We start from the raw sequence: 11,517 nt of genomic DNA, 5'->3' as shown, positions 1-11,517 counted from the left end.
AATGGCGCGCGAAGACACCGAAGACGCCATTATCGCCTATAAGAATATTCTGGCGCAGATCATCGAAAACCGGCCTTCGGGAACCCGTCAGCGGCTGGCGACGGAACTCGGCAAGCATCGCAGCTTCGTCACCCAGATAACCAGCCCAATTTATGCGACGCCTCTTCCGGCGCGTCATCTTGCGACGATCTTCCGGGTTTGCCATTTCAGCGCCGCCGAACAGGAACGCTTTCTCGACGCTTATCAGACCGCCCATCCCGGCAAACTGCCGGAATTTGGCGCCTCGGAGAAGTTGCGTCACCTTTCCATCATGGTGCCTGACTTCGGTGACGAACGACGCAACCGGCTGCTTGAAGAGGCCATCACCGACTTGGTGCATAAGATCGCTGCAATTTCGGGATCGCCGGATTGAACGGACCATTGCGCGCGACGAGACGCTAGATGATCATCGCCTTGGGAGGGGCTTGATGAAGAAATTCATGAATACAGCGGAAACAATGGTCGCCGAAAGCCTCGACGGATTTGTGCGCGCCCATGAGGACTTCGTTGTGTTCGGAGCTGATCGCAGATTTGTCCGACGTCGTCACCTCGTTCCGGGCAAGGTGGCAATCATCTCCGGCGGTGGCGCGGGTCACGAACCAATGCATATTGGCTTCGTCGGCCGCGGCATGCTCGATGCGGCATGTGTCGGGCATATCTTCACCTCTCCTACTCCGGACCAGATCGTTGGCGCGATCGAGGAAACGGATACCGGCGCTGGCTGCCTGCTCGTGGTGAAAAACTACGACGGCGATGTCATGAATTTCGAAATGGCGGCAGAGATGGCATCGAGCCGCCACAAGATTGAAATGGTGATCGTGAGCGACGACGTCGAAACGGCGCGGACGCGGGACGGGCGCGGCCGACGCGGTGTTGCCGGTACCGTGATCGTTGAGAGACTTCTCGGCGCTGCAGCCGAAAAGGGAATGGCGCTCGCCGAATTGAAAGCCCTTGCCGGTGATCTTTCGCCCCGCATCAGATCGATGGGTGTCGCATTGACTGGCGTAACGGTTCCTCACACGCAGCGATCAACCTTTGCGCTCGGCCCGGGTGAGATAGAAATGGGCGTTGGCATTCACGGGGAACCAGGCCACGAGAGAGAGCCCTTTTCCAACGCAGATGCCATCATCACGCATCTGAGCGAAACAGTCTTCAACGAAGTCGCCCCGGTTGCGGATAAGGCATTGCTTTTCGTGAATGGACTTGGCGGTACGCCACCGGCCGAACTCTATCTCGCCTACAATACTGCCCACCGCTTCATGACGGATCATGACCTGAGGATCGTACGCTCGCTGGTCGGCACTTACGCCACCTCCCTCGACATGCAGGGCCTTTCCGTCACGCTCGCCATCCTCAGGGAGGACGAACTCCTCCTCTGGGATTCGCCCGTTGCGACGGCGGCATTGCGCTGGGGGTGCTAGGGCGGTCACCTATCGCAAGCGCGAGCCGACCCTGCCGCTACCCATGCAAACAATGGCATGCGGTGACAGGAGCGAGCTTGGTCCCACCAAACGCGTCTGGCGTCATCCAGTCGGCGTGGAGCGAACGCTCGATTGGCGGCAGTTGTCTTCTTGTCCAGCATGACGGTCTCTTGGTCGCACTGCCGAAAGCCACACCGGAGAGAATCATGGATGCCAAAGCTAAGGATGTTGCCCTTTTCAGGCCTGGTTAACAAACCCTTGTCACCTAATCTTGTACGACATTTCGAAGCGGCAGTCCGGGAGAATATGGAAGGGTGCGGAAACTATCTCCGTGTAGGCAGCATGCGATGCAGTCGCCGCGGCCAACTCGGAACTGCTGGAAAACCACGATTCTGGCTTCAGAAGGGCAACTTGGCTGGGGCGCCAGGAGTCTCGGTTGGCTTGGTGGAACACCTCGTAGGCTATAAAAGCGTCAGCTTTTTACGGGACCCGAACGTTGTGTCCGTCGAAGAAGTGCAGTCTCTCTGCCTTGGCGGCAATCCGCACCGGGGCGTCGATGGCGATTTTTGATCGGCCCGCGACACGAAAGACGACATTGTCGCCGGTCGGCAGCGTTGCGTGAACGTAGCTTTCAGCGCCGATCAGCTCGACAGCGGCGACGCGCGCCTCTGCGGTAAGGGCCGCGGGTTCTGCGCCTTCCGCCAGATAGAAATCCTCTGGGCGGATGCCGATGGTGGCGGTCTCGGCTGGAAGAAGGTCCGGGTTGCTCAATGTCAGGCTCGGATTGTCGGTCGAGAACAGGTTCATCGCCGGCGAGCCGATGAAGGTCGCGACGAAGGTTGTTGCGGGTTTCTCATAGAGCTCGATCGGTGTGCCGACCTGCTCGATCAGGCCGCCGTTCAGGACGACCAGCCGGTCGGCGAGGGTCATCGCCTCCATCTGGTCATGCGTGACGTAAACGCTGGTGGTTGCAAGTGACCTCTGAAGGCGCTTGATCTCGACCCGCATCTGTACGCGCAGCTTGGCGTCGAGGTTGGAGAGCGGCTCATCGAAGAGAAAGGCGGCGGGCTCGCGAACGATCGCCCTGCCCATCGCCACACGCTGGCGCTGGCCACCCGAAAGCTGGCGCGGCTTGCGCTCAAGGTAGGGCGCGATCTCGAGCGAAGCAGCCGCCTTGGCAATGCGCCTGTCGATCTCGTCCTTGGGCGTGTTGCGGTTCTTCAAGCCATAGGCGAGGTTCTGGCGCACCGTCATATGCGGATAGAGCGCGTAGTTCTGGAAGACCATGGCGATGTCCCTCTCGGAGGGCTCCAGCTCGTTGACCCTACGCCCACCGATCCCGATCTCGCCTGCAGAGATACGTTCCAGCCCGGCGATCATACGCAGCAGCGTGGACTTGCCGCAGCCCGAGGGGCCGACGAGGACGAGGAGTTCGCCGTCGGCGATGTCGAGCGACACGCCCTTGATCACGTCGATGCCGCCGCCATAGGACTTGCGGACGTCGTTAAGCTTGATTCCGGCCATTATTTCTCCGTTTCCACCAGACCTTTGACAAACCAGCGCTGCATGAGCACGACGACGAGGACTGGCGGGATGATTGCCAGGATCGCCGTCACCATCACGAAGTTCCACGGGGTCGCCGCATCAGCAAAATCCACCATCTTGCGCAAGCCAATGATGATCGTCGTCATGCGCGCGTCGTTGGTCACGAGCAGTGGCCAAAGATATTGTGTCCAGCCGTAGATGAAGAGGATGACGAAAAGCGCGGCGATATTGGTGCGCGATAGCGGCAGCAGGATATCGCGCATGAAGCGGAAGGGACCGGCGCTATCGATACGTGCCGCCTCGACCAACTCGCCCGGGATCGTCAGGAAGAATTGCCGGAACAGGAAAGTCGCCGTCGCTGACGCCATCAGCGGCAGCGTCAGACCGGCGTAGGTGTCGATCATGCCGAGATCGACGATCACCTTGTAGGTCGGCAGGATACGGACTTCGACCGGCAGCATCAGCGTGATGAAGATCATCCAGAAGAAACCCATGCGGAAGGGAAAACGGAAGAAGACGATCGCAAAAGCCGACAGAAAGGAAATCGCGATCTTGCCGACCGCGATGACGAAGGAAACGACGAAGGTGTTCCAGAGCATCCGCTCGAGACTGACACCGACGGTGCGCTCGACACCACCGAAGAGCGCTTCGCCGTAATTTCCGGAGAAGTGCGCACCCGGCAGCAGCGAGATCGGCGGTCGCAGGATCTCCGCCGAGCTCATCGTCGAGGCGACGAAGGTGTAGTAGATCGGAAAGGCGACGATGACGATGCCGAGGATCAGCATCAGGTGGCCGAGAAGCGTGGCCAGGGGACGTTTTTCGATCATCAGCCTGCCTCACCCATAATGAACGCGGCGTTCCACGAAGCGGAACTGGAAGGCGGTCAAGGCAATCACGATTGCCATCAGGATGACCGATTGTGCCGCCGAGGAGCCGAGGTTGAGATTGACGAAGCCATCGTTGAAGACCTTGTAGACCAGCGTTTCGGTCGCCCGTGCCGGACCACCTCCGGTAACCGCGTGGATGATGCCGAACGTGTCGAAGAAGGCGTAAACGGTATTGACCACAAGCAGGAAGAAGGTGGTCGGCGCCAAAAGCGGGAAGACGATCGTCCAGAAGCGCCGGCTGCCGCGCGCACCGTCGATCGCCGCCGCCTCGATCAGCGATTTCGGGATTGCCTGCAGCCCGGCGACGAAAAAGAGGAAATTATAGCTGATCTGCTTCCAGGCGGCTGCGACAATCACCAGCAGCATGGCCTGGTTGCCGTTCAGCAGTGGATCCCAGCCGAAGCCGTTCCGGCGCAGCAGATAGGCAAAGGTGCCCATGGCGGGATTGAACATGAAGAGCCAGAGCATGCCGGCAACGGCGGGCGCGACGGCATAGGGCCAAATCAGCAGCGTCCGATACAAGCCCTGCCCGCGCACCACCTTGTCGGCGGCGGTCGCAAGCGCCAGCGCCAGGACCATGGACAGCAACGCCGTCGCGATGCTGAAGACAACAGTTACCTGCAGCGAGTTCAGATAGTTCTCGTCAGAGAGAACCGCCCGGAAATTGGCGAGGCCGACAAAACCGCTCTTGAGTCCGAAGGGATCCTCGCGCTGCGTCGACTGGTAGAGCGCCTGGCTTGCCGGCCAGAAGAAGAAGACCACGGTAAGCACGATCTGAGGCGCGACCAGGAGATAGGGAAGGATCTTGTTTGGAAAAACAACACGCTGCAAATGAGGCTCCTGACAAACGGTAGTAACCGCCCGCGGCTTCGACCACGGGCGGCAGGTGACGTCTGTTAGTTGCCCAGGGCTTGCTGGATCGCCGCATTGCCTCGCTCGACCGCCTTGTCAAGCGCCGCTTTGGCGTCCTGCTTGCCGGCGAGCATCGCCTCGAATTCCTCGTTCATAATGTCGCGGACCTGAGGCAGGTTGACGAGACGAACGCCCTTGGAATTTTCGGTGGGCGCCTTGCCCATCATCTGCAGGATCGGCGTTTCGCGAGCAGGGTTCTTGTCATAGAAGCCGGACTTCTTCGTGTCCTCGTAGGCCGCCATGGTGACCGGCATGTAGCCCGAAACCTGATGCAGTCGCGCCTGGATCTTGGTCTGGGAGAGGAAATGGAAGAACTCGGCGATGCCCTTGTATTCCGCATCCGACTTGCCGGCGAAGACCCAGAGGCTCGCGCCGCCGGGGATCGTATTCTGCGGCCGCCCCTCGCCATCATAGTAGGGCAGTTGACCGATGCCGTAGTTCATCCCCGACTTGACGATGTCGCCGAGGCCACCCGAGGATTCCGTCATGATGGCGCATTCGCCGGAGGTGAAGAGTTGCTTTGCCTCCGAGGTCCTGCCGCCGTATCGGAAGGTGCCGTCCTTGGCGAGATCGGCGATCGCCTGGAAATGCTGGACGAAGAGTGGCGAGTTGAATTCGAGCTTCACATCCGTGCCGCCAAGCCCGTTTTCGTTGGTGCCGTAGGCGACGTTGTTCCAGGCGGCAAGGTTTTCCGTCTGGATCCAGGTCAGCCATGTTGAGGTGAGTCCGCAGGGGGCTGCGCCGCTCGCCTTGATCTTCTTGGCTGCCTCGAAGACATCAGGCCAGGTTTTCGGCGGCGTCTCCGGATCGAGGCCGGCCTTCTTGAAGACATCCTTGTTGTAGTAAAGGATCGGCGAAGAGGAGTTGTAGGGGAAGGACAGCATCGTGCCGTCCGGCTTCGAGTAATAGGCGACGATGCCGGGCAGATATTCAGACTTGTCGAACTTGTAACCGCCCTTCTCCAGCACCTGGGCAGCCGGCATGACGGCGCCCTCTGCCCCCATCATGACGCCGCTACCGGCGTCAAAGACCTGCAGGATTGCCGGTGGCTGCTTGGCGCGGAAGGCAGCGATGCCGGCGTTCAGGGCTTCCGGATAGGTGCCCTTGAACACCGGGACGATCTTATACTCGCTCTGGCTCTCGTTGAACTCCTTGGACAGCTTTTCGACGACCTCGTTATTGGCGCCTGCCATGGCATGCCACCATTGCAGTTCGGTCACCGCAAAGGCGTGCTGGGCACCGGCCGAAAGGGCCGCGGCTGCGACGGAAACGAAAAGTAGACGTTTGGACATAATTCCTCCCTGTGGTTTTGGCGATCGTCTGCGACCTTTTCCGGACGATCCTCCTCGATCGTTCCGGAAATCCTCTTTTGTCTTTTCCCGAAAGCGGCGAACTCCCGATGCAAAGCTGTGCAATCGAGGAGAACTAGGACGCTTTCGCAATCTGTCGAGCATCGGAGCGAAGATCGCCTCAAAGGCCGGCGATACTCCTCAAATCCTCGATCGCGCCTGGCGCTGCGGCAAGCACCGGGGCGCCTTTCGTGAGCATCTCGCCCTGTGTCGGGAAAGGGTGGTACCAGCCGCCCGCTTCTTTCACCAGGCAATAGCCGGCCATGCAGTCCCAGGCATGCATGTAGGGCTCGTAATAGCCAACCAGCCGGCCCGCCGCGACATAGGCGAGCATCAGCGCGCCGGAGCCGTTGCGCACGAAATTGCCGCCGGCGTCCAGCAGGCTTTCGACCATCTTCCCGACAAAGGCCGGCGCGACGTAGTTGTTGGCACCGATTCCCGTCACCGCATTGCGAATGTTGCGCGAGGGGTCGAGCGTCAGCGTCTTGCCATTAAGCGTCGCTCCCATGCCGAGTGCCGCGGCATAGAGTTCGCCGTGGCAGGGCGCGGAAATGACGCCAAGCACGGGAACGTCGTCGTGCAGAAGGCCGATCGAAACACACCAGTTCGGCATGCCGTTGACGAATGGGCTTGTGCCGTCAATCGGATCGACAACCCAGGTGAAGCCCGAGGAGCCATGTTCGAGCCCATACTCCTCGCCGAGGACACCGTCGCCCGGATAGGCTTGATGAAAGCGGGCGCGGATCAGGTTCTCGACTTCGCGATCGGCGATCGAAACGACGTCCTGGGGGTCGCGCTTGGTCTCGATGACGAGGGTTTCGCGCTTCCTGAAATAATCGAGCGCCACTTCGCCTGCCTCACGGGCAACCGCCTCCGCAAGCGCGAGACGGGCTTCGAGACCGGAGATGACATGCGACGTCATGAACTAATATCCTTCTTGTCAAAACGGGTTTGGGGTCAACCGATAATGGCGATGCCACGATTTTTGAAGCCGATCGTCACTTCCGTTCGCGGCGCGAGCGCCTGTTCGACAGCCGGGTCGACGACGAAAAGCGTACCGTTGCTCGTCTTGACCTCGTATTCGACACGGTCGCCAAGATAGGCGGCATGGGTGATCTCGCCATTGAACGATCCATCGGAGGTACGCGGCGCAAGGGTGATGGCGTTCGGACGAATGGCGAGCTGCGCCGGTCCGGTGCGGATGTTGCGGCCAGCAACCCGATGCTGTAGCCCCTCGACGCTGATCGTCGCGCTGTCGCCCTCGACGCCGACGATGTCGCAGGGCAGCACGTTGGCCTCTCCCATGAAGTCGGCGATGAAGGCGGAGGCCGGCGCGTCGTAGAGGTCGCGCGGCGCACCTGCCTGTGCGATCTGGCCATCCTTCATGACAATGATGCGGTCGGAAACGGCAAGGGCTTCGTCCTGGTCATGCGTGACATAGACCGCGGTGAAGCCGAGACGCTGCTGAAGATCGCGGATCTCGGTGCGCACCCGCCGGCGAAGGCGGGCGTCGAGATTGGAAAGCGGCTCGTCGAGCAGCAGGACCTGCGGCTCCAGCACCAGGGCGCGGGCGACGGCGACGCGCTGTTGCTGGCCACCGGAAAGCTCGGCCGGGAGGCGCTGGCCCATGCCGGCGAGACCGACCAGCTTCAGCCCCTCCTCCGCCCGCTCGCGGGCCTCCTTGCGGCGAATGCGGGAGGATTCGAGGCCATAGGCGACATTATCGAGCGCCGTCATGTGCGGAAACAGCGCGTAGGACTGGAATACCATCGAGACGTCGCGCTCGTTAGCCGGAAGGGCCGTGACATCCTTGCCGCCGATCAGGATCCGCCCGGCCGAGGGATGTTCCAGTCCGGCTAGCATGCGCAGCGTCGTCGTCTTGCCGCAGCCCGATGGTCCGAGCAGCGTGACGAGCGTACCCGGCTCGATGGTCAGCGAAAGATCAGGGATCGCTGTGAAGGCACCGAAGGTCTTGCGGACATTTTCGAAGACGACGGAGCCGGCGGCGGTGATGCTCATGCGGTTTTCTCCTGACCGAGAGGCGCGGAAGCGGCTTTACCGGCAAGCGCGACGCGGTTTTCGCGCCGCAGCCGGCGCTCGCCGACGAGAAGCTGGAAGCCGGCGATGATGACGATCATCACCAGGATAAGCGCCGAGGAATAGGCGATCGCCACGCCGTATTCGCCGTTTTCGACAAGGCCGACAATATAGGCGGTGGACATGTTGTACTTCGCGCTGACCAGAAAGATGACCGCGCTAATCGAGGTGATGGCACGGACGAAGGAATAGACGAGTGCTGCGGTGATTGCTGGCCGAAGCAGCGGCAGGATAACCCTGCGGATGGTGCGGAAGCTGTCGGCGCGCAGTGTCAGCGACGCCTCGTCGAGGCTCTTGTCGAGCTGGCTCATGGCCGCCACGCCGCCGCGCACGCCGACCGGCATGTTGCGGAAGACAAAGCAGGCAACGAGGATCAGCGCCGTGCCGGTCATTTCGAGCGGCGGCAAGTTGAAGGCCATGATGTAGCTGATGCCGATAACGGTGCCGGGAATGGCAAAGCTCATCATCAGTGCAAATTCGAAGAGGTTGCGGCCGACGAACCGCTGACGAACGATCAGATAGGCCGTCAAGAGGCCGACGGCTGCTGTCAGCGGCGCGGAGATCAGGGCGATCTCCATTGTCGTCCAGAAGGAGTTCCAGGCGACGCCCGTCCAGGCAATGCCACCATCGTCGCGCCAGCCGATCGAGAAGGCCTTCACGTAGTGCTCGACGGTAAGCGTGTTGTCGAGGCCCCAGGTGCGGACAAAGCCGCCGAAGAGGATCATCGCGTAGACGACGATGGTGAAGATCATCCAGGGAATGACGATCGCATGCACGCCGATCGAAAGTCCGCGCGGCAGGGCGATATGGGCGCCCGAATCCCCCTTGCCCGTCACGGTCGCGAAACTCTTGCCGGCGAGCCAGAAGCGCTGCGCGATGAAGGCCGACATGGTGAAGAGAAGCAGGATCATCGCAAGGACGGCGGCCCTGGACGGATCGTTCTGCGAGCCGACGACGGCGAAGAAGATCTCCGTCGACAGCACGCCATGGCTGCCACCAAGCACCATCGGATTGCCGAAATCCGCCATGCTCTCGATGAAGGCGATCAGAAACGCGTTGGCGAGACCGGGCTTCATCAGCGGCAGCGACACCCGCCAGAAGGTGCGCCAGCGGTCGGCACGCAAGGTTTGAGACGCCTCCTCCATCGAGGGGCTGACGCCTTCCACCACGCCGATGAGCACGAGGAAAGAGATCGGCGTGAAGGAAAGAACCTGGGCGATCCAGATGCCCGTCAGTCCATAGAGCCAGCGGCCCGGTTCCGCGCCAAGAAGAGTTGCCACCGTTTGGGTGACAACGCCGGCACGCCCGAAGAGCAGCGTCAGCGCCAGACCGACGACGAAGGGCGGCGTGATGATCGGCAAGATCGTCAGCAGCCTTAACCCCTTCTTGAAGGGAAATCGCGTGCGCGTCGCAACCAGCGCAAAGCAGAGGCCGAGGAGCGTCGCGCCGCTGGCCGTCAGGATCGCGAGCCAGAGCGTGCGCCAGGCGACGCCGCAGCGGTCGCCACCGACCAGGCAGTCGAGACTCCAGACGGACGCGTCCTGAATATTGGTCACGAACCCGCTCGGATCAAAGGACCCGTCGAAGGCCTGAAAGGCGCCGACGAACATGCTGCCTACCGGGTAGAAGACAAAGATTGCGACCAGCACGATCAACATGACGATGGCGCCGACAAGAAAGGCATCGCCTTTCATGACGCCGCGTTCGGCAAGCCCGAAGGAGAAGAGAAGCACGAAAACGATGCCGGCAAGGATGGCGCCGGCACCCATCGAGGGCTGCCCATCGTTGAGCGTACCGAAAAGCATTTCGCTGATCGTCCAGCTCCAGCCGGAGAAGGTAATTGCCAATCCCTGCAGCGCCAGCAAGGCAAAGCCGAGGCCACCTGCCAAGGCAAGCAGCCGACCGCGGCGGATCGGATCGGTCATCAGGCGCGCCGAGCCGCCCACGAACAGGAACGCAAGGGCGCCGGCAAGCCACCAGCGTCCGTGCATCAATATCTGCAAAACGCCAGGCGCGGCGGCAGGGTCAGCCGGAAAGCCGGAAAGCCAGCCGAAGCTGTAAAAGCCACCTTCGATCCGATACCACGGAAGGAGAACGAAGGCAGCAAGGCCGAGAAGAAGAGCGACATCGAGCCGTCGATTGCTATGTGTCATGGTCGGGTCCGCGTCTTCATCCGGTTTCAGTTGTGCCTTCGGGCCGAACATAGTCCGGCCCGGGCACGGGCGAAGTCAGATTCAGTTCGCCTTGGCGCCGATCTCCTTGTCCCAGCGCGCAAGAAGCGCCTTGCGAACATCGGGATCGCCGTATTTCGCGAAATCGTAATCGATGAGCTTGATGTCCTCGAACTTTGGCGCCTCCTTCGGCACCTCGGCGGATTTGTTGGACGGAAGCTGATAGGACTTCGCTTCCTTCATGTGCGACTGCGCTTCGGCGGAAAGCGCCCAGTCGTACCATTTCTTGGCGTTCTCAAGGTTCTTGGCGCCCTTGACGATCGACATCGAACCGATTTCGTAGCCCGTTCCTTCGCATGGCGCGACGGCCTTGACCGGGAAGCCCTCGACGGTCTGGGCGACCGCGTCGTGCATGAAGACGATACCGATGGTGGATTCACCGCGCGCGGCCGCCTTTACCGGCGCCGAACCGGACTTGGTGTATTGAGAAACATTGGCGTTCAGCTTCGAGAGGTAATCGAAAGCCTTGTCCTCGCCCATGATCTGCACCAGCGTGGCAAGCGTGTTATAGGAGGTGCCGGACGAATTCGGATTGGCGATCTGGATCTCACCCTTGTAGCTCGCATCGAGCAGGTCAGCCCAGCATTTCGGCTCCTTCAGCCCCTTCTTGGCAAGGATTTCGGAGTTGTAGCCCCAGCCGAGCGCGCCGGCATAAACGCCGACCGTGCGGAACTTGGCGCTCTCGGCCTGCTTCTTGGCCCAGTCCTGGAGCTGATCGAACAGCGGCGACTTGTATTCCTGGGTCAGGCCTTCGGCGGCTGCCTGAAGATGGGGATCGCCGGTGCCGGCCCACCAGATATCCGTCTTCGGGTTGCGTGCCTCGGCACGGATCTTCGCATAGGTCTCGCCAGCCGACAGGCGAACCATGTTCACCTTTATGTCGGTCTGCTTCTCGAACAGACCCTTCATCAGGTCGCAGACCTGCGAATCCGCCGAGCAGATGACATTGAGATCGCCGGCGGCATGAGCCGAAAAGGCAACAAAGGATACACCCGCGGCAAGCAGTGCCGCGGCCAACTTGACCGGTCGCATGATT

The 11,517-nt window shown here is 61.1% G+C and carries 10 protein-coding genes; 2 read left to right on the top strand and 8 right to left on the bottom strand.

Going from position 1 to position 11,517, the window contains the following annotated elements:
• The first annotated feature begins 1 nt into the window (after position 1).
• Complete coding sequence (locus tag RHIBUN_RS0103635; RefSeq protein WP_025658491.1) at positions 2–412, top strand: hypothetical protein; 411 nt, start codon at positions 2–4, stop codon at positions 410–412.
• Positions 413–467: 55 nt separating this feature from the next.
• Positions 468–1,460 (top strand): dihydroxyacetone kinase subunit DhaK, encoded by a 993-nt coding sequence (locus tag RHIBUN_RS0103630; RefSeq protein WP_018855602.1) that lies wholly within the window; start codon positions 468–470, stop codon positions 1,458–1,460.
• A 480-nt stretch (positions 1,461–1,940) separates the two neighbouring features.
• Here RHIBUN_RS0103630 and RHIBUN_RS0103625 read toward each other — a convergent pair whose 3' ends face one another.
• From RHIBUN_RS0103625 to RHIBUN_RS0103585, 8 genes are all read right to left on the bottom strand, one after another.
• Complete coding sequence (locus RHIBUN_RS0103625) at positions 1,941–2,984, bottom strand: sn-glycerol-3-phosphate import ATP-binding protein UgpC (RefSeq protein ID WP_025658490.1); 1,044 nt, start codon at positions 2,982–2,984, stop codon at positions 1,941–1,943.
• The gene (gene ugpE, locus RHIBUN_RS0103620) at positions 2,984–3,832 is read right to left on the bottom strand and encodes a sn-glycerol-3-phosphate ABC transporter permease UgpE (protein ID WP_025658489.1); all 849 of its coding nucleotides are present in this window, start codon (positions 3,830–3,832) and stop codon (positions 2,984–2,986) included. Before ugpE ends, RHIBUN_RS0103625 begins: the two co-directional genes overlap by 1 nt.
• Before the next feature lie 9 nt (positions 3,833–3,841).
• Positions 3,842–4,723 carry a sn-glycerol-3-phosphate ABC transporter permease UgpA gene (ugpA, locus tag RHIBUN_RS0103615; protein WP_018855598.1) on the bottom strand — a complete coding sequence of 294 codons (882 nt, stop codon included), beginning with the start codon at positions 4,721–4,723 and terminating at the stop codon, positions 3,842–3,844.
• A gap of 65 nt (positions 4,724–4,788) precedes the next feature.
• Positions 4,789–6,099, bottom strand: coding sequence for a sn-glycerol-3-phosphate ABC transporter substrate-binding protein UgpB (gene ugpB / locus RHIBUN_RS0103610; RefSeq protein WP_192240256.1), 1,311 nt, complete (start codon positions 6,097–6,099; stop codon positions 4,789–4,791).
• A 175-nt stretch (positions 6,100–6,274) separates the two neighbouring features.
• Entirely contained in the window at positions 6,275–7,075 is an 801-nt protein-coding gene (locus RHIBUN_RS0103600) for an inositol monophosphatase family protein (protein ID WP_025658487.1), read from the bottom strand.
• Between the two features lie 35 nt (positions 7,076–7,110).
• Positions 7,111–8,172 (bottom strand): ABC transporter ATP-binding protein, encoded by a 1,062-nt coding sequence (locus RHIBUN_RS0103595; protein ID WP_025658486.1) that lies wholly within the window; start codon positions 8,170–8,172, stop codon positions 7,111–7,113.
• Positions 8,169–10,403, bottom strand: coding sequence for an iron ABC transporter permease (locus tag RHIBUN_RS0103590; protein ID WP_025658485.1), 2,235 nt, complete (start codon positions 10,401–10,403; stop codon positions 8,169–8,171). Before RHIBUN_RS0103590 ends, RHIBUN_RS0103595 begins: the two co-directional genes overlap by 4 nt.
• A gap of 81 nt (positions 10,404–10,484) precedes the next feature.
• Positions 10,485–11,513, bottom strand: coding sequence for an ABC transporter substrate-binding protein (locus tag RHIBUN_RS0103585; RefSeq protein ID WP_025658484.1), 1,029 nt, complete (start codon positions 11,511–11,513; stop codon positions 10,485–10,487).
• Between the last annotated feature and the right edge of the window lie 4 nt (positions 11,514–11,517).

The organism is Rhizobium sp. IBUN, assembly GCF_000510625.1.
In the GTDB taxonomy this organism is placed as follows: Bacteria; Pseudomonadota; Alphaproteobacteria; order Rhizobiales; family Rhizobiaceae; genus Rhizobium; species Rhizobium altiplani.
Note: the sequence above shows the minus strand (reverse complement) of the source record. Positions and strands in the feature narration are given on the sequence as shown.